Annotated in this window: 17 protein-coding genes and 3 pseudogenes; 16 read left to right on the forward strand and 4 right to left on the reverse strand. The window is 66.1% G+C overall.

What is annotated here, in order from left to right; all coding sequences use genetic code 11:
- Positions 1-115 precede the first annotated feature (115 nt).
- Together hisN and PPL01S_RS17785 are read left to right on the forward strand one after the other, a co-directional pair.
- Positions 116-907, forward strand: coding sequence for a histidinol-phosphatase (gene hisN / locus PPL01S_RS17780; protein ID WP_016394708.1), 792 nt, complete (start codon positions 116-118; stop codon positions 905-907).
- Between the two features lie 125 nt (positions 908-1032).
- Positions 1033-1764: a hypothetical protein gene (locus PPL01S_RS17785; RefSeq protein ID WP_016394707.1), complete on the forward strand. Its 732-nt coding sequence runs from the start codon at positions 1033-1035 to the stop codon at positions 1762-1764.
- Here the strand turns inward: PPL01S_RS17785 and PPL01S_RS17790 are convergent.
- On the reverse strand, positions 1719-2585 hold the full coding sequence (locus PPL01S_RS17790; protein WP_248694073.1) for a LysR substrate-binding domain-containing protein: 867 nt from the start codon (positions 2583-2585) through the stop codon (positions 1719-1721). The two genes, PPL01S_RS17785 and PPL01S_RS17790, sit on opposite strands and share 46 nt — an antisense overlap.
- Between PPL01S_RS17790 and PPL01S_RS17795 the strand changes: the two are divergent.
- The 5 genes and pseudogenes from PPL01S_RS17795 to PPL01S_RS17815 all read left to right on the forward strand — a co-directional run.
- A pseudogene (locus tag PPL01S_RS17795) lies at positions 2545-3183 on the forward strand (ATP-binding cassette domain-containing protein); the annotation flags it as partial. The gene PPL01S_RS17790 and the pseudogene PPL01S_RS17795 sit on opposite strands and share 41 nt — an antisense overlap.
- Before the next feature lie 21 nt (positions 3184-3204).
- Positions 3205-4158 (forward strand): annotated as a pseudogene (gene proW / locus PPL01S_RS17800) (glycine betaine/L-proline ABC transporter permease ProW).
- Positions 4159-4213: 55 nt separating this feature from the next.
- Entirely contained in the window at positions 4214-5242 is a 1029-nt protein-coding gene (gene proX / locus PPL01S_RS17805; RefSeq protein ID WP_028625373.1) for a glycine betaine/L-proline ABC transporter substrate-binding protein ProX, read from the forward strand.
- A gap of 44 nt (positions 5243-5286) precedes the next feature.
- Positions 5287-6342 carry a GlxA family transcriptional regulator gene (locus PPL01S_RS17810; RefSeq protein WP_028625374.1) on the forward strand — a complete coding sequence of 352 codons (1056 nt, stop codon included), beginning with the start codon at positions 5287-5289 and terminating at the stop codon, positions 6340-6342.
- Between the two features lie 205 nt (positions 6343-6547).
- Positions 6548-7504: a helix-turn-helix transcriptional regulator gene (locus PPL01S_RS17815; RefSeq protein ID WP_028625375.1), complete on the forward strand. Its 957-nt coding sequence runs from the start codon at positions 6548-6550 to the stop codon at positions 7502-7504.
- A 46-nt stretch (positions 7505-7550) separates the two neighbouring features.
- Here the strand turns inward: PPL01S_RS17815 and PPL01S_RS17820 are convergent, their stop codons facing one another.
- Together PPL01S_RS17820 and PPL01S_RS17825 are read right to left on the reverse strand one after the other, a co-directional pair.
- Positions 7551-8702 (reverse strand): acyl-CoA dehydrogenase family protein, encoded by a 1152-nt coding sequence (locus tag PPL01S_RS17820; RefSeq protein ID WP_016394701.1) that lies wholly within the window; start codon positions 8700-8702, stop codon positions 7551-7553.
- A 16-nt stretch (positions 8703-8718) separates the two neighbouring features.
- Positions 8719-9789 carry an enoyl-CoA hydratase/isomerase family protein gene (locus PPL01S_RS17825; protein ID WP_028625376.1) on the reverse strand — a complete coding sequence of 357 codons (1071 nt, stop codon included), beginning with the start codon at positions 9787-9789 and terminating at the stop codon, positions 8719-8721.
- A 359-nt stretch (positions 9790-10148) separates the two neighbouring features.
- Between PPL01S_RS17825 and mdcA the strand changes: the two genes are divergently transcribed.
- From mdcA to PPL01S_RS17870, 9 genes and pseudogenes are all read left to right on the forward strand, one after another.
- Positions 10149-11810 carry a malonate decarboxylase subunit alpha gene (gene mdcA / locus PPL01S_RS17830; RefSeq protein WP_028625377.1) on the forward strand — a complete coding sequence of 554 codons (1662 nt, stop codon included), beginning with the start codon at positions 10149-10151 and terminating at the stop codon, positions 11808-11810.
- Positions 11810-12709 carry a triphosphoribosyl-dephospho-CoA synthase gene (locus PPL01S_RS17835; RefSeq protein WP_016394698.1) on the forward strand — a complete coding sequence of 300 codons (900 nt, stop codon included), beginning with the start codon at positions 11810-11812 and terminating at the stop codon, positions 12707-12709. Before mdcA ends, PPL01S_RS17835 begins: the two co-directional genes overlap by 1 nt.
- Before the next feature lies 1 nt (position 12710).
- Complete coding sequence (locus PPL01S_RS17840; protein WP_016394697.1) at positions 12711-13010, forward strand: malonate decarboxylase subunit delta; 300 nt, start codon at positions 12711-12713, stop codon at positions 13008-13010.
- The gene (locus PPL01S_RS17845) at positions 13003-13851 is read left to right on the forward strand and encodes a biotin-independent malonate decarboxylase subunit beta (protein WP_016394696.1); all 849 of its coding nucleotides are present in this window, start codon (positions 13003-13005) and stop codon (positions 13849-13851) included. Before PPL01S_RS17840 ends, PPL01S_RS17845 begins: the two co-directional genes overlap by 8 nt.
- A complete protein-coding gene (gene mdcE / locus PPL01S_RS17850) occupies positions 13848-14639 on the forward strand; it encodes a biotin-independent malonate decarboxylase subunit gamma (protein ID WP_016394695.1) in 792 nt (263 codons plus the stop codon). The genes PPL01S_RS17845 and mdcE overlap by 4 nt, the downstream gene beginning before the upstream one ends.
- 1 nt (position 14640) lies before the next feature.
- Positions 14641-15255 (forward strand): malonate decarboxylase holo-ACP synthase, encoded by a 615-nt coding sequence (locus PPL01S_RS17855; protein ID WP_016394694.1) that lies wholly within the window; start codon positions 14641-14643, stop codon positions 15253-15255.
- Positions 15252-16172: a malonate decarboxylase subunit epsilon gene (mdcH, locus tag PPL01S_RS17860; protein ID WP_028625379.1), complete on the forward strand. Its 921-nt coding sequence runs from the start codon at positions 15252-15254 to the stop codon at positions 16170-16172. Before PPL01S_RS17855 ends, mdcH begins: the two co-directional genes overlap by 4 nt.
- Before the next feature lie 60 nt (positions 16173-16232).
- Complete coding sequence (madL, locus tag PPL01S_RS17865; RefSeq protein ID WP_028625380.1) at positions 16233-16634, forward strand: malonate transporter subunit MadL; 402 nt, start codon at positions 16233-16235, stop codon at positions 16632-16634.
- Positions 16635-16687: 53 nt separating this feature from the next.
- Positions 16688-17083: pseudogene (locus PPL01S_RS17870) on the forward strand (malonate transporter subunit MadM); the annotation flags it as partial.
- A gap of 37 nt (positions 17084-17120) precedes the next feature.
- On the opposite strand, the gene PPL01S_RS17875 reads toward PPL01S_RS17870, so the two are convergent.
- Positions 17121-18032, reverse strand: a complete 912-nt coding sequence (locus PPL01S_RS17875; RefSeq protein WP_016394690.1) for a LysR family transcriptional regulator — start codon at positions 18030-18032, stop codon at positions 17121-17123.
- Positions 18033-18164: the final 132 nt, after the last annotated feature.

Raw genomic sequence — 18164 nt, forward strand, 5'->3', positions numbered from 1 at the left:
CAGCCCCCAGGTTCTTGCCGCGTTGTCTGTACAGTCTAGACCCAGCTTCGGCTGGCACGCACAACCGGTCTCTCGGGTATGATGCGAGCCCCGACTTCTACCGAGAGCCCGCCCCATGTCCCTGAACGCCGAACAGATCGCCGAATACCGCGCCTTCGCCGAGCAACTGGCCGATGCCGCTGCCGCCGCGATCCAGCCGTACTTTCGCGCCAGCCTGGACGTCGAGGACAAGGGCGGGCGTTTGTACGACCCGGTGACCGTGGCCGACAAGGCGGCTGAAGACGCCATGCGCGCGTTGATCCAGGCGCGCTACCCCGAGCACGGCATTCTCGGTGAAGAGGCGGGCGTGGCCGTGGGCAGCAGCCCGCTGACCTGGGTGCTCGACCCCATCGACGGTACCCGCGCCTTCATCACCGGCCTGCCGCTGTGGGGCACATTGATTGCCTTGAACGATGGCACCCGCCCGGTGCTGGGGGTGATGAACCAGCCGTTCACCGGCGAGCGTTTCGTCGGTACCCCAGCGGGTGCCTGGCGCAGTGGCACGCCGCTGAAGACGCGGGCCTGTGCCGACCTGGCTTCGGCCACCCTGATGTGCACCACACCCGACATGTTCGACACGGCTGCGCGCAAGACCGCGTTCGAGACCGTGGCCGGCAAGGCGCGGCTGATGCGCTACGGTGGCGACTGCTATGCGTACTGCATGCTGGCCTCGGGCTTCGTCGACGTGATCGTCGAGGCGAGCCTGCAGCCTTATGACGTTCAGGCCCTGATGCCGATCATCGAAGGGGCAGGCGGGGTGATGACAGCCTGGGACGGCAGCTCGGCGCAGGATGGCGGGTGCGTGGTGGCCTGTGGCGATCCGGTGCTGCATGCGCAGATGGTGGAGATGTTGCGCCACGCCATGTGAGGGTTTGGCTGACTGTACCGGCGATGAGGCCATGACAGGCATCGCACTTTTTCCATTTTCCGGGCTCTATGCTTGGTCAGGCCGCGTCGATCCCCAGCACGGCCGCCGATCCTGTCCCGGTGCCGATGGTTGCAAGCAAACCCGAATTCTTCCCCCGGCTGCTGCTGGCAGCCGCCCTGGTCTGCCTCGGCGCCTGCACCCAGCAACAAGGCCGCGACATCGTCAGCCAGTTCGGCGACGGCAAGCCCAGCGAGCTGTTCCAGACCAGTGTCGACCGCATGGCCACCCTGGCGATGCGCGACAACCTGCAGAGCCTGTACTTGCTGATGAGCAAGCTGTACCTGCGCAACCCCAACCAGTTGAAACTCTCCGGCTACCTCGACGCCGCCACCGCCGAACGCCAGATCCGCCTGGCCATCGAACAGCGCCAGCCCTTGCCGCAGCTGGGCAACCGGCGCGACCTGGCGGCCCTGAGCTATGCCCTGAGCCCCGAGTTTCGTGGCGACCGGGTCGGCGCCTTCATCTACGCGATCGGCAGCATGCTGGTCACCGCGCACGGCGGGCGCACCGAGTTCTACATGACCGATACCCTCGACCCGCTGTTCATCAACAACGCCGCCCGCAACATCGAGAAGGCGACCTGGATGCTGAGCCAGCGCCAGGATGCCAATGGCGTGCTGCTGCTGTTCTCCAACGAGATCTCCGAGGAGGGCAGCAACCTGAGTTTCGCCGTCGAGTTCGGCAAGATCGTGGCCCGTCTGGATCTGCTGGCCGAGTTGCTGGACGAGCGCTACCGGCGCATCGGGCTCAACTACGCGCAAAGCCTGTTGCTGATGAACTTCCTGCCGGTGCAGTGAAAGGCGTCACGCGCTGGGGTTGAGCAGGGCTCGAATTCCTCCAGCAGCCACTCGCGCAAGCGTCGGCAACTGGAGTCATGTTCCTTGTCTTCGTTGAACGCCAGGAAGTGGAAGGTGTCCTTGAGCACCAGTTCCTGCGCCACCGGTCGCACCAGCAGGCCCTGTTCCACCAACGGCGACACCAGGTGATGCCAGCCCAGCGCCACGCCCTGGTTGCTCAGCGCCAGTTGCACCAGCAGGTTGTAGTCGTTGGCATTGAAGAAATGCGGTGCGGTGCTGGCGCGGCTCTTGAGGTCGACGTCATGGAAGGCCAGCCAGACGTTCCAGTCCACGTGCTCGGCCACCTGCGAGCGGCCATAGGGGCTGAGGTTGAGCAGCGAGCCATCGCGCAAGCCCTCCAGCGTGCGCAGCTCGGGGTGCGCGGCCAGGTACTGCGGGCTGCACACTGGGTAGATCACGTCGTGGTTCAACGAGTGGCAAGCGTAGCCGGCCTGGATCTTGCCCAGCTTGGTGATGTAGATGTCCGGTCGTACCCCCGGCTCCATGGCAAGGAAGTTCTGGGTGGTCACCAGGCTGATGTCGATGTCCGGGTTCTGCGCGAAGAACTTGGGCATCCGTGGCCCCAGCCACAGGGCGGCAAACGCCGGTGAGCAGCACAGGGTGACCACGTGCTTGGGGTTGGTGTTGCTGCGGATGCGCTCGGCGGCCTGGGAGATGTTGACGAACGATAATTGCACCGCATCGAAGAAGATCGAGCCGGCCACGCTCAGTTCCACCGCCCGGCCCGGCCTGGCCCGGGCACTGGCCAACGACCCGACCATCCTGCTGATGGACGAAGCCTTCTCCGCCCTCGACCCGCTGATCCGCAGCGAGATGCAGGGCGAGCTGATGCGCCTGCAGGCCGAGCAGCAGCGTACCATCATCTTCATTTCCCACGACATCGAGGAAGCCATCCGCATCGGCCATCGCATCGCGATCATGGAAGGCGGCCGCGTGGTGCAGATCGGCACTCCGCAGGAGCTGATCAACCAGCCGGCCAATGACTACGTGCGCACCTTCTTCAAGAGCTTCGACAGCTCGCGGGTGCTCAAGGCCGGCGATGTGGCCCGGCTGGACCCGGCGGTAGTGTGCAAGGTCAACGGCAAGGCGCCGAGCTTCCAGCCCGGGGTGCCGTTCGGCTACCTGGTGGACGAGCGCGGCCAGTTGCTGGGTGTGGTCGACACCGACGCCCAGGGCGCCAGCGTCAGTGAGCGCTACAGCCTGCACGAGCAGCAGCCGGTGTACACCGACACGCCGCTGCACGAGGTGCTGGGGATCGCGGCGAACCTGCCGTATCCGGTACCGGTGCTCGACCGCCAGGGCGCCTTCAAGGGCACCCTGTCGAAGAACGAGCTGCTGCAGACCCTGAGCCGCCACTAATCCACCAAGAGGTTTGCCCTCATGTCCGAATTCAGCCTGCTCGACCCGTTCCAGGCGGCCACCATTCCCCTGGGCGACTGGGTGACCGCCACCCTCAACTTCCTTGTGCACAACTTCCGTGAAGTGTTCCGCGCCATCCGCTGGCCGATCGACCAAGTACTCAACGGCATCGAATTCACCCTGTAGAGCATCCCGCCGACCATCGGCATCCTGCTGTCGTCGCTGCTCGGCTGGCAACTGGCGGGCAAGCGCATGGCCTTGCTGTGCTTCGTCACCCTGACGCTGCTGGGCTTGATCGGTGTGTGGTCGGAGTCGATGACCACCTTGGCGTTGGTGCTCACCTCGGTGTTCTTCTGCGCGGTGATCGGCATTCCCTTAGGCATTCTCTGCGCCCGCAGCGACGCCGTGGAACGCATCATCCGGCCGTTGCTCGACGCCATGCAGACGCTGCCGGCGTTCGTCTACCTGGTGCCGGTGGTGATGCTGTTCGGCATCGGCAACGTGCCCGGGGTGCTGGTGACCATCGTGTTCGCCTTGCCGCCGCTGGTGCGCCTGACCAACCTGGGGATACGCCAGGTACCGGAGGACAAGATCGAAGCCGCCCGCGCCTTTGGCTGCACACCGCGGCAGATGCTGACTCGGGTGCAACTGCCGCTGGCCACCTCGACCATCATGGCCGGCCTCAACCAGACCCTGATGCTGTCGCTGTCGATGGTGGTGATCGCCTCGATGATCTCTGTCGGCGGCCTGGGCCAGATGGTACTGCGCGGCATCGGCCGCCTGGACATGGGCCTGGCCACGGTCGGTGGCGTTGGCCTGGTGCTGCTGGCGATCTTCCTCGACCGCCTGACCCAGGCCATGGGCGCGCGCAGCAGTGCCGACCCGAGCCTGCGCTGGTATCACACCGGCCCCGTGGGCGTGGTCCTGCGCCTGTGTGGTGCAGGGCAGGTGCAAGGGCGGCGCAAGACCGCCTGACTGCTGACACATTCGAACTGCCGCACACGACAAAAACACAAGAAGGTACGCGACGATGTTGGAATCCAAGTTCTCCCGCAGCATCCTGCAAGGCGCCAGTGCCCTGGCCCTGGTGATCGCCTCGCTGTGCGCAAGCGCAGCCTCGGACAAGCCCGGCGAAGGGGTCAAGGTCACGCCGATCTTCCCGTCCATCGCCGAAGAACGCTTCCGCGGCGAAGTCGCCATGGAGGGCCTGCGCGAACTGGGCTACAAGGTCCAGGAGCCGAAGGAGACCGAGTACGGCGTGATGATGGTAGCACTGGCCAATGGCGATGCCGACTTCACCGTGCACCTGTGGGAAAAGCTCCACGACAAGTTCTACCAGCAGGCCGGTGGCGATGAGGTGATGGTCAAGACCGGCAACATCCTGCCAGGCGTGAGCCAGGGCCACCTGATCGACAAGAAAACCGCCGACCAGTACAACATCAAGTACATCACCGACCTGAAGAAGCCCGAGATCGCCAAGCTGTTCGATACCGACGGCGACGGCAAGGCCGACATGACCGGCTGCAACCCTGGCTGGGGCTGCGAACTGGTGATCGCCCACCACATGAAGGCCTACGATCTGGGCAAGACTGTCAATGTCAACCAGGGCTCGTACTTCGCGCTGATGGCCGACACCATCACGCGCTACAAGGAAGGCAAGCCGATCCTGTACTTCACCTGGGTGCCGCAGTGGATCGCCAGTGTGCTGGTGGAGGGCAAGGATGTGGTCTGGCTGGAAGTGCCCAAGACCGACCTGCCGGACGGCAACAATGACGTCGACACGATGTATCAGGGCAAGAACCTCGGTTTTGCCGTGGACAAGGTCGTGGCGGTGCTGAACAAGGACTTTGCCGAAGACAACCCGGCGGCTGTGAAATTTCTATCGCTGGTGCAGATCAGCACCGCTGACGAAAGCAACCAGAACCTGAAGATGCAGCAGGGCGAGAAGAAACCTGCCGACATCACCCGCCATGCCAAGGAGTGGGTCGCCGCCCACCGGCAGCAGTTCGACGAGTGGCTGCAGGCGTCGCGTGCGGCTGCCACCCAGGCCAGCAACTAATCTGTTCCACCTTCAGTGGCCTCATCCGTGTAGTGAGTCGAACCATGAGCCATTTCGAAAGCATCCTCAAGAACACCAACCTGGCCCACCTCGACCCGGCCAGCCGCGACGCACTGTCGCTGCCGTGCCGGCGGGTGGCCTTCGTCCTGCGCGAGCACTTCTCGATGATGGCCTTCACCGCCGCCATGGATACCCTGGTCACTGCCAACCTGATGAGTGCCACGCCGCTGTTCCTCATCCAGGTGGTGGGCGAGGGCGCCCAGGTGATGAGCGACCTGGGCATCGCCTTGCCGGTCACTACCCCCTTGGCCGAGCTGCAGCTGCAAGGCCTGGACAGCCTGCTGGTGTGCGGGGGCTTGCGTGTGCGCCTGGAGCCTTCGGCACTGCTGCGCAGCAAGTTGCGCCATGCCGAGCAGTTCGGTTGTCAGCTGGGCGGGCTGTGGAATGGTGCGTATTTCCTCGCCGAAGCGGGTTTGCTCAACGACCACGATTGCGCGTTCCATCCCGACGGCCGGGCGATGATGAGCGAGCTGTTTCCCAAGGTTCGCATCAGCCGCCAGGCCCATGTGCTGGACCGCCGGCGCATGAGTTGCGCCGGCGCCAGCAGTGCGCTGGACATGATGCTGGCCCTGCTCGAGCAGCAGGGCGGTGAAGGTTTGCGCCGGGCGGTGGAGCAGATGCTGGCGTGTGATCGCGCGCGGGGGGCGGGCGACCTGCCGGCCAGTGCACCGGAGATCGACCCGAGCCTGCCGCGTGGCGTGCGCCTGGCCCTGGAGCTGATGCATGCCAATATCGAAGACCCGATCGGCATCGACGAAATTGCCGAGCACGCCGGCTTGTCGCGCCGCCATCTGGAGCGCCTGTTCCGCCGCCACGTGCAGGCCACGCCGCCGCGCTATTACCTGGAGTTGCGCCTGACCCATGCTCGCCAGTTGTTGCAGCACACCAGCAAATCGTTGACCGAAGTCGCGGTGGCCAGCGGGTTCGTCAGCTTCCCGCATTTCTACCGGCGTTTCCGCGAGCTCTTTGCCATTGCGCCCAGGCAGTTCCGGGCGCGTAGTCAGGGGTGGGTGGGGCGGGAGGAAGCGGTTGTGCACTGAGGCTTAATGTTGCACTTTCGGGCCTCATCGCGCACCCCGCCCAAGCACCTGGCCGCTGTCCGCCCACCCAATCCACAGGTCGCATTGCCCAACCCCCACCTTTTGCTTAGTGTATCGTCCAATGACCGTGAACGACCGCGACCACAGGCCCCGGAGCCCGTAGGAAGCGGCGCCCAGAAAAATAAAGACAACGAGTGCCTTGCCTATGGAAAGCCGCCTGCTGAGCGAGCGCAGTAGCGTGTTCCATCACGCCGACCCGTATGCTGTGTCCGATTACGTCAACCGGCACGTGGGCCAGCACTGCATTGGCTTGTCGCGCACCACCCATCCCCAGGCGAGCCTCAGCCATCGCAAGTTCGCCGACCTCGACCTGTGCCGTATCAGCTACGGCGGCAGTGTGCGGGTCACATCGCCGGCGCTGGAAACCATCTACCACCTGCAGGTGTTGCTCAACGGCAACTGCCTGTGGCGCGGCCATCAGCGCGAGCACCACCTGGTACCTGGCGAGTTGCTGCTGATCAATCCGGACGATCCGGTCGACCTGACCTACTCGGACGATTGCGAAAAGTTCATCCTCAAGGTGCCCACCCGGTTGCTCGACTCGATCTGCGAAGAGCAGCGCTGGCAACGGCCGGAAGGCGGGGTGCGATTCTTGCGCAACCATTATCGGCTGGACGAACTGGACGGTTTCGTCAACCTGCTGGCCATGGTCTGCCATGAGGCCGAGGTGATCGATTCGCTACCCCGTGTGCAGGGGCACTACAGCGAGATCGTGGCGAGCAAGCTGCTGACCTTGATGAGCACCAACATCCGCCGCGAGCGCCTGGGCAGCCCCGGGGCGGGCCTTGAGCGGATCCTCGACCATATCGATCGCAACCTGAAGCTCGAGCTGGCGGCCGAGACGTTGGCGGAGCAGGCGTGCATGAGCGTGCGGTCGTTGTATGCGCTGTTCGACCGGCACCTGGGCACCACACCCAAGCAGTACGTGCGCCAGCGCAAACTGGAGCGCGTGCATGCGTGCCTGAGCGATGGCAGTTGCACGGTGCGCAGTGTGACCGAATTGGCCATGGATTATGGCTTTTTGCATCTGGGGCGGTTTTCGGAGATTTATCGGCAGCGGTTTGGTGAGCTGCCTTCGGAGACGTTCAGGCAGCGGCGCTGACTGCACCGGCCTCATCGCCGGCAAGCCGGCGATGAGGCCGGTGGCATCACAACGGATAGTGCTTCAACTCCCGCGCAATCAGCATCCGCTGGATCTCGCTGGACCCTTCATAGATCTGGGTGATCCGCGCATCCCGGTAATGCCGCTCCACCGGGTAATCCTCCAGGTAGCCATACCCGCCATGCACCTGGATCGCCATCGAACAGACCCGCTCGGCCATTTCCGAGGCGAACAGCTTGGCTTGGGAAGCCTCCGAAAGACACGGCCTGCCAGCACTGCGCAGGCGCGCGGCATGCAGGATCAGCAGGCGCGCGGCATTGATCTGGACCTGCATGTCGGCCAGCAGGTTGGCGATGCTCTGGTGCTCGTTGATCGGCTTGCCGAACTGTACCCGGTCGCGCGAATACAAAAGCGCCGCCTCGAACGCGGCACGGGCGATCCCCAGTGCCTGGGCCCCTATACCGATACGCCCACCTTCGAGGTTGGACAGGGCAATGGCCAGGCCCTTGCCGCGTTCGCCCAGCAGGTTGGCCGCCGGAATTCGGCAGTTGTCGAACGTCACGGCGCAGGTGTCGGAGGCGCGAATGCCCATCTTGTGTTCGCTGCGGTCGACCTTGAAGCCTGGGTTGTCGGTCGGCACCAGGAAGGCCGACAGGCCTTTCTTGCCCAGCTCCGGGTCGGTCACGGCAAACACGATCGCCAGCCCGGCACGACGGGCATTGCTGACGAACTGCTTGGCGCCATTGATCACCCACTCGCCGTCGATCAGCTCTGCCCGGGTACGCAGGTTGTGTGCCTCGGAGCCCGCTTGCGGCTCGGTCAGGCAGAAGCAGCCGATCACCTCGCCACTGGCCAGGCGCGGCAGCCATGCCTGCTGTTGCTCGGGTGTGCCGTAGGCCAGCAGCGGGCCGCAACCCACCGAGTTGTGGATACTCATCATCGCCCCGGTGGCGCCGCAGCCGGCGGCGATTTCCTCGACCGCCAGGGCATAGGCGACGTAGTCGGTGTAGCTGCCGCCGAACTGCTCGGGCACGACCATGCCCAGCAGGCCCAGCTCACCCATCTTGCGTACCACGCCGTCGTCGATCCAGCCGGCCTTTTCCCAGGCCTGTGCGTGCGGGGCGATCTCGCCACGGGCAAAATCCCGGGCCATGTCGCGGATCATGATCTGCTCTTCGCTCAGTTCCAGGTCTTGCATCTGTGTACTCCCGGGCTCACAGGCCTTCGAAGAATTGGTCGACGCGCTCAGGTGGCAGGCCGGCCAGGGTCGGCGGGTTCCAGCGCGGCTGCTTGTCCTTGTCGACGATCAGGGCGCGCACGCCTTCGATGATGTCGCCGTACTGGAACCACTGGCGGTCCAGGTGCAGCTCCATGGCAAAGCAGTTTTCCAGCGTCAGGTGACGGCCGCGGCGCAACATCTCAAGGGTAACCGCCATGGCCAGGGGCGAGCGGCTTTCCAGCTGGTCGGCGGTGGCCAGGGCCCATTGGTGGCTGTCGCCCAGGCTGACGGCGCGCAGCTGCTCGATGATCGCCGCCACGTCGGGCAGACCGAAGAAGTGGTCGATGACCGGGCGCAGCGTCTGCAGCGGCGCGTCGTCCAGGGTCTGGCTGCCAAGTTTGGCCAGCAGGCTCTGCAGGTCCTTGAGCGGGTGCTCGGTGAAGCGCAGGCGGTCCAGCCCTTCATCGAGGGCGGCGAGCTTGTCGCTGGGCACATACCAGTCGGCCAGCCCGCAATACAGCGCGTCGGCGGCCTGGATCTGGGCACCGCTGACGCCCAGGTAGGTGCCCAGCTCGCCGGCAATGCGCGAGAGGAAGTAGCTGCCGCCCACATCGGGGAAGTAGCCGATGCCGACCTCGGGCATGCCCAGTCGGCTGCGTTCGGTGACCACGCGCAGGTCGCAGCCCTGGGCCAGGCCCATGCCGCCACCGAGGGTGAAGCCGTCCATCAGCACCAGCACCGGCTTGCGGTAGCGGTGGATCAGCAGGTCGAGGGCATATTCCTCGACGAAGAAGTCTTCGTGCAGTGTGTCGCCAGCTTTGTAGCTGTCGTGCAGCGAGCGGATATCGCCCCCGGCGCAGAAGCCCTTGGGGCCTTCGCCGCGCAGCACCACGGCCTGCACCTGCGGGTCGTCGGCCCAGCGGTCGAAGTGCTGGCGCAGGCTGCGCACCATGTCCAGGGTCAGGGCATTGAGGCCGGCGGGGCGGTTAAGGGTGAGGTGGGCAATCTGGTTGCGGACCTCGGCCAGTACATTAGCCGTTGCCGAGGTGTGAGCATGCGCGGTCATCGCGTTCTCCCTGCTTTGTTATTGATTTTCCAAGTGAAGTCTGGAGTGCGCTGGGGTGTCGCCGGATCGTGGCATGCGAATTTGCCGTGCACAATTGATAAAAGTGCAGGGGTGTCGTGCATTTTTGCAGTGCGCACGGTGCGAGGCATGCAGCGCATTCCGGATCGAGCGCCAATTGCGGCGCATCGCGGATAAATCCGCTCCTACAGGTGTAGCAACCTAGCATGGCCTGTCAGACATAGGCACCCTGGGCGCTGGTTTATTAACTTGAGCGTAACGATCGCGCCCCCAGCTTGATTGATCCCCTCATCCCACCCGCCCTAATGTGCCTCCACGACAGCGAACCCGTGGAGTCACCCATGACAATACCGAAGAATCCACCGCCGCAGTGGTCCAGGCGGCGCGCCGAAAAGCAGCGCCGCCTGGACCGCGTCCGCCACCTCGCCGACGGTGTGGTGCTGCCCACCGAGCGCATCGTCGAAGCCCTCGAACTGCTGCTCGCACCCGGCGACCGCGTGGTGCTCGAAGGCAACAACCAGAAGCAGGCCGACTTCCTCTCGCGTTCCCTGGCCAAGGTCGACCCCGAGCGCCTGCACGACCTGCACATGATCATGCCCAGCGTCAGCCGTGCCGAGCACCTGGACCTGTTCGAGCGCGGCATCGCGCGCAAGCTCGATTTCTCCTTCGCCGGCCCGCAGAGCCTGCGCATCGGCCAGCTGCTGGAAGACGGCCTGCTCGAAGTGGGCGCCATCCACACCTATATCGAGCTGTACTCGCGGCTGCTGGTCGACCTGATTCCCAACGTCACCCTGGTCGCAGGCTTCATGGCCGACCGCGACGGCAACCTGTACACCGGCCCCAGCACCGAAGACACCCCGGCGCTGGTCGAGCCTGCAGCCTTCAGCGACGGCCTGGTGATCGCCCAGGTCAACCAGTTGGTGGACCGTGTCGACGACCTGCCACGGGTCGATATCCCGGCCTCGTGGGTGGATTTCGTGGTGGTCGCCGACCAGCCGTTCTACATCGAGCCGCTGTTCACCCGCGACCCGCGCCATATCAAGCCGGTGCACGTGCTGATGGCAATGATGGCGATCCGCGGCATCTACGAGAAACACCAGGTGCAGTCGCTCAACCACGGCATCGGCTTCAATACCGCGGCCATCGAGCTGATCCTGCCCACCTACGGCGAATCGCTGGGCCTGAAGGGCAAGATCTGCCGCAACTGGACCCTCAACCCGCACCCGACGCTGATCCCGGCCATCGAGACCGGCTGGGTCGAAAGCGTGCACTGCTTCGGCACCGAACTGGGCATGGAAGACTACATCGCCCAGCGTCCGGATGTGTTCTTCACCGGGCGCGACGGCTCGCTGCGCTCCAACCGCATGATGTGCCAACTGGCCGGGCAGTACGCGGTCGACCTGTTCATCGGCGCCACCTTGCAGGTCGACGGCGATGGCCATTCCTCCACCGTCACCCGTGGCCGCCTGGCCGGTTTCGGCGGGGCACCGAACATGGGCCACGACCCCCGTGGGCGGCGCCATGCGACCCCGGCCTGGCTGGACATGACCGTTCCCGACACGATGCTCGAACGCGGCCGCAAGCTGGTGGTGCAGATGGTCGAGACCTACCAGGAAGGCGGCAAGCCCACCTTCGTCGAAACCCTCGACGCGGTCGAAGTGGCGAAGAAGGCCGGCATGCCGCTGGCACCGGTGATGATCTATGGCGACGACGTCACCCACCTGCTCACCGAAGAGGGCATCGCCTACCTGTACAAGGCACGCAGCCTTCAGGAGCGCCAGCAGATGATCGCCGCCGTGGCCGGGGTCACCGCCATCGGCTTGCGCCACGACCCCAAGGACACCCTGCGCCTGCGCCAGCAAGGCCTGGTGGCCCTGCCCGAAGACCTCGGCATCCGCCGCACCGACGCCAGCCGCGAACTGCTCGCCGCCCGCAGCATCGCCGACCTGGTGGAGTGGTCCGGTGGCCTCTACACCCCCCCCGCACGGTTCAGGAGTTGGTAATGCATACACTCACCCTGCAACCCACCCCCCACCCCGTGGGAGCCGGCTTGCCGGCGATAGGGCCAGCAAGACCGAGCGAAATCCCCCTGGCCGACCACCTCGCCGACCTGGCCGTGGAATCCCTGATCGACGAAGCCGATCTATCCCCCAAACCTGGCCTGGTAGACCGCCGCAGCAGCGGCGCGCACAGCGACATGACCCTGCCCCTGATGCACGCCTCGGCGCTGTCCCTGTGGCCTTGCCTGCGACAAATGGCCGAGGCCGCCCAGTACCAAGGCCAGATCAACCAGCCCCTGCGCGCCGCCCTCGGTCGCCTTGGCCGCGAAGGCGAGGCGGCGATGCTGTTCACCACGGGCGGCGTCAACACCCACCGCGGTGCGATCTGGGCGCTCGGCCTGCTGACAGCGGCCTGCGCCCTCGACCCCGGCGCCGACGCCCAGACCATGGCCGCCCGCGCCGGGCGCATCGCCCTGATCGACGACCCGGCCGCCATCACCCAGGACAGCCACGGCGTCCAGGTGCGCCGCCGCTACGGTGCCAGCGGTGCCCGCGAACAGGCCCAGCAAGGCTTCCCGGTAGTGATCGAACACGGTCTGCCGCAACTGCGCCGCAGCCGCGCCGACGGTGCCAGCGAAACCCACGCCCGGCTCGATGCGCTGCTGGCGATCATGGCCGCGTTGAGCGACACCTGCGTGCTCTGGCGCGCCGGCCCGCAAGGCCTGCAAGCACTGCAGCAGGGCGCCCGCGCGGTGCTCGCGGCCGGCGGCTGCGCCTCGCTCGACGGGCGCCGCCACTTGCGCCTGCTCGACGCCCAGCTGCTGCAGATGAATGCCTCGCCAGGCGGCGCTGCCGACTTGTTGGCCGCCTGCCTGTTCCTCGACAAGACCGGGAGCCTGTGACATGGAAACCCTGACCTTTCAATTCCCCGCCGCCGAGCCTGGCCGTGGCCGCACCCTGGTCGGCTGCGTCAGCTCCGGCGACCTGGAAGTGCTGATCGAACCCGGCATCCCCGGCCAGTTGGACATCCAGGTGGTGACCTCGGTCAACGGCAGCGGCGCCCGCTGGGGCCAATTGTTCCAGCGCCTGTTCGAAGGCCGCGCCGTACCGGCCGTGAAGATCGACATCCACGATTTCGGCGCCACCCCCGGCGTGGTGCGCCTGCGCCTGGAGCAAGGTTTCGAGGAGATCGCCCATGACTGACATCGCACGCCTGCTGCAGAGCCGCAGCTTCGTCGAACTGGGGGCACGCCAGCGCGCCCGCGCCTTGCTCGACCCCGGCAGCTTCCGCGAGCTGCTCGGCCCCTTCGAACGACTGATGTCGCCCTGGCTGCCGCGCCAGGGCATCGTGCCCCAGGCCGACGATGGCGTGGTCATCGCCAAGGGCCTGCTCGATGGCCGCAGCACCGTCATTGCCGCCATCGAAGGCGCCTTCCAGGGCGGCAGCATGGGTGAAGTGGGCGGGGCCAAGATCGCCGGCGCCCTGGAGCTGGCCATCGAAGACAACCGCAACGGCATCCCCACCTGCGCCGTGCTGCTGCTGGAAACCGGCGGCGTGCGCCTGCAGGAGGCCAACCTGGGCCTGGCGGCGATCGCCGAGATCCAGGCGGCCATCGTCGAGTTGCGCGCCTATCAACCGGTGGTCGGCCTGGTCGCAGGCTCGGTCGGCTGTTTCGGCGGCATGTCCATCGCCGCCGGGCTGTGCAGCCACCTGCTGGTTACCCGCGAAGCACGCCTGGGCCTGAACGGCCCGCAGGTCATCGAACAGGAAGCCGGCATCGCCGAGTACGACGCCAAGGATCGCCCGTTCATCTGGAGCCTGACCGGCGGCGAGCAGCGCCACGCCAGCGGCCTGGTGGACGGCTACGTGGCCGACGACGTCGACAGCATTCGCCAGCAGCTGCTGCAGTTGCTCGACGCAGCGCCTGCCGACCGCGCGGGTCAGCACGCCTGGTACCTCGAACGGCTGGCCAGCCTCGGTGACGACTGCCCGCAACTGGATGCCGCCGCCGTGCGTGCCCTCTACCAAGGAGATGCCTCATGAACCGTGCCTTGAACTGGCTGCCGGGCCTGGCCGGTGGCGAAGCCCTGCCGGGCTATCCCGCTTCGGTGCAGGTGATCGACGGCGAACTGGACCACCGCCTGGCGCGCTTCATCGCCGTGTTGCCGGATGCGCACAACCCGTTCCCCCGCGCCCGCTCGGGTGAAGTCGGCCTGCTCGAAGGCTGGGGCCTGGCCAAGGCGGTGAGCGAAGCGGTCGAACTCGACCGCTGCGGCGAGAAACGCGCCATCGTCGCGGTCATCGATGTGCCGAGCCAGGCCTATGGCCGCCGCGAAGAGGCCTTGGGGATTCACCAGGCCCTGGCTGCGGCGGTGCAGGCCTATGCCCAGGCACGCCTGGCCGGGCATCCGGTCATCGGCCTGCTGGTGGGCAAGGCCATGTCCGGGGCGTTTCTGGCCCATGGCTACCAGGCCCAACGGCTGATCGCCTTGGATGACCGCGGGGTGATGGTGCATGCCATGGGCAAGGCGGCAGCGGCGCGCATTACCCTGCGCAGCGTCGAACAGCTCGAAGCCCTGGCCGCCGAAGTGCCGCCGATGGCCTATGACCTGGCCAGCTATGCCTCTTTGGGCCTGCTGTGGCGGCGCCTGCAGGTGGACAACGCCGAAGCGCCGAGCGCGGCCGACCTTGCCCAGGTCCGTGCCTGCCTGGCCGAGGCGGTGCGCGATATCGGCAGCTCGACCGACCTGTCGTCACGCCTGGGGGGTGAGCATCGCAGCGCCTCGCGCGAAGTGCGGGCACGCCTGCGCAGCCAATGGCAGGAGGCCTGAGATGAATGCCCCGCAGCCCCATGACCTGCTTTGGGGGATGACCCCGCTGGCACTGCCGGCCGATGCGCCGGCCTGGGCCACTCAGGTGCTCGCGGCTGCCCAGCCCGTGGTGGTGCGGCGTGCCGTTTGCGCCGCAGGCCGGGTGGCGGTGGGCGTGCGCGGGCAAGGGCGGGCGCAGCGCCTGGGGGTGGAAATGCGCCTGGCCGACATTGGCCGGCAACTGGGTCCTGAGGCGCTGCGCTGGCAGGGCGAAAGCCCTTGGGCCGCGCTGCAGGCACTGGCCAGCGTAGCCCCGGTACTCGATGCCCAAGGGCTGCTCTGGGGGCCGACCGGAAGCGTCGGCTATCAGTTGGCGACGGGCATTGCCGCAGTACACGCCGCCAGCGACCTCGACCTGCTGGTCCGCACGCCGCAACCCCTGACGCGGGCCAAGGCGCGCGAACTGCTGGATATCCTCGACTGCGGCCCATGCCGGATCGATGTGCAACTGGAAACCCCGGCCGGCGCCGTTGCCCTGTGCGAATGGGCTGGCATGGCGCGGCGTGTGCTGCTCAAGTCGGCCCACGGTGCACGCCTGGTGGCCGATCCGTGGAACCTGCTGGAGAGCGCAGCGTGAGCAGCCTGTTCGCGTTTCCAGGCCAGGGCGCCCAGCAGGCGGGGATGTTGCACCGCCTGCCCGAGGGCAGCCAGGCGCTGCTCGAAGAGGCCAGCGATGTGCTGCGTGAGCAGGTGCTGACACTGGACAGTCCGCAGGCCCTGGAGGCAACCCGCGCTGTGCAGCTTTGCCTGCTGCTGGCTGGGGTCGCCTGGGCACGCTGGCTGATGCAGCGCAGCCCAGCGCCTGACTATGTGGCGGGCCTGTCGATCGGCGCCTATCCAGCCGCCGTCGCTGCCGGCGCCCTGGCGTTGCCAGATGCTGTGCGCCTGGTGGCACTGCGGGGGGAGCTGATGCAGCGCGCCTATCCCCAGGGCTACGGCATGACCGCCCTCAGTGGCCTCGACCAAGCCTGCGCCGAACGCTTGCTGGCCGAGGCAGGTGGTGAGGTCTACCTGGCCAACCTCAACAGCGACAACCAGATCGTCATCGCCGGCAGCGACGCCGCCATGGCCGAGGTCGCCGCCCGTGCCCGCAGCCGCGGCCAAGGCGTGGCCAGGCGCCTGGCGATCAGCGTGCCGTCCCATTGCCCCTTGCTCGACGGCCCGGCCGCGGAGCTTGCGGCCGCCTTCGCCCAGGTGGAGCTGCGCCGCCCGCGCATCACCTACCTCAGCGGCAGCAGCGCCCGGCCGATCCATGACCCGCAGAGCCTGCGCGACGACCTCGCCGGCAACATGGCGCGGTTGGTGGATTGGCGTGCTACGGTGCGCAACGCCTATGAACGCGGGGTGCGTCTGCACCTGGAAATGCCGCCTGGCAGCGTGCTCAGCGGCCTGGCCCGGCCGGTGTTCGAACAGGGCAGGGTAGTGGCCCTAGAACAGACCCGTCTCGATACCGTCGACGCCCTGTTGCGTCAGGAGGGCAGCCAGCGCCGATAACTGCCGTGTTTTTCGAAGGACAACAACAAGCAACTTCGACCCAACGCGAGGACAACAACAATGATTATCTACGGTGTGGCCTTTCTGGCCCTGTGTACCCTTGTCGGCCTGTTCATCGGCGAACTCCTGGGCAAACTTCTGGGGGTGCCGGCCAACGTCGGTGGTGTTGGCATCGCCATGCTGCTGCTGATCTTCATCGGCAGCTATCTCAGCAAGCGCGGCCTGATCAAGCCCAAGTCCGAGCAGGGCGTGGAGTTCTGGAGCGCCATCTATATCCCTATCGTGGTGGCCATGGCCGCTCAGCAGAACGTGCTCGGCGCGCTCTCCGGCGGCCCCATGGCGATCCTGGCCGGCGTCGTGGCCGTGGTCGCGAGCTTTGCCATGGTTCCGCTGCTCGACCGCATCGGGCAAAAGAAGCCTGAGGCGGGCACCGACAAATCCCTGACTGCCCCGCAACGGTGACCGCCATGTACGAATCCATGATGAAAGTGATCAACGGCTATGGCCTGATCAGCGGGGGCGTGGCCATGGCGTTCGGCTACACCGATGCCGTGAGCCTGACCACCATCGGGGCCGGCGCGGTGACCTACATCGTCGGCCCGGTGACCGGTGCGGCGATCGGCGCCAGCTCCGAAGTGATGGCGCTGTCGATCGCCGCGGGGTTGGTCAAGGCGATCCTGGTGATGGTCGTGACGCCGTTCGTGGCGCCGATGATCGGCCTGAACAACCCGCGCACGGCGGTCATCTTTGGTGGTTTGATGGGCACTTCCAGTGGCGTGGCTGGTGGGTTGGCGGCGACCGATCCGAAGCTGGTGCCCTATGGCTGCCTGACGGCGGCGTTCTATACCGCCCTGGGGTGCTTGTTGGGGCCATCGTTGTTGTTCTTCTGCATGCGCGGGTTGGTGGGCTGACGAAGCAGGGGCTGCCATGCAGCCCATCGCCGGCAACTCAATTCTCCCGGCTATACATCCGACATTCAGCCAGCAACGCCAACAGGTTCGGCTCCCGCTCCCGGGCCTTCAGAAACACCACCCCGATATGCTGCTGCAGCCGGTACCGCGCCTGCAGCGCAATCAGTTTCACCCGGTTCTCGTAGACCGCCGCGATCCTTCCTGGCAGCAGGGCAAACCCCACCCCCGAACTGACCATGCTGAGCAGGGTGAAGATATCGTTCACCTGCATCGCCACCTTCGGCTCGAACCCCGCCTGCTGGAACACCTGCGCACCGTCGCGGTGGGTGGCGAAACCCTGGGTCAGGGTGATGAAAGTGGAGTCGGCCAGGTCCGCCAGGTCGACTTCCTGCTGCTCGGCGAACGGCGAGTCGGTGGGCACGGCCAGGAAGATGTCATCGGAGAACAGCGGCAACTGCTCGCAGGCCGGGTCCGCCACGCTTTCATCCAGCGACACCAGGATCGCTTCCAGTTCGTGGTTTTTCAGGCGTTGCAGCAAGTCGACGTTCGAGCCCAGGGTCAGGTCGATGTTCAGTTCGCTGCGCCGCAGCTTCAGCCCCATCACCAGTTTGGGCACGGTCTTGACGGTCAGCGAGTACAGCGCCCCCAGGCGGAAGCGCTCGGCATAGAAGCCGGCTGCCTCGCGGGTCTGGCGCACCATCTGCTCGGCGTCATGGATCAGCTGGCGGGCCTTCTTCTCCAGGACGTAGGCGCTTTCCAGCGGGATCAGCTGGCGGCCCTCGTGCTTGAACAGCGGGCAGCGCAGGGCGCTTTCCAGGGAATGGATTGCCCGGTGCACGCTGACGGCACTGGTGGACAGCTCGACGGCGGCGCGACCGAGGTTGCCGCTGCGCATGAAGGCGAGGAAGGTTTCGAGCTTTTTCAGGGTCAGTTCTTCGTCGATCAGCATGGGGCCTGGGGTCGGAGAGGGTGGGGGATGATGATGGCATAGAGACGGAATGAGCGTGGGTGTTGTGGGTGGATGGATTGAGATTTTTTGCGTTCATGAGATCGAGCGCCGCCCGCGCGGCGCATCGCGAGC

The sequence above is a fragment of the Pseudomonas plecoglossicida NBRC 103162 = DSM 15088 genome (assembly GCF_000730665.1).
Classification (GTDB): Bacteria; Pseudomonadota; Gammaproteobacteria; order Pseudomonadales; family Pseudomonadaceae; genus Aquipseudomonas; species Aquipseudomonas plecoglossicida.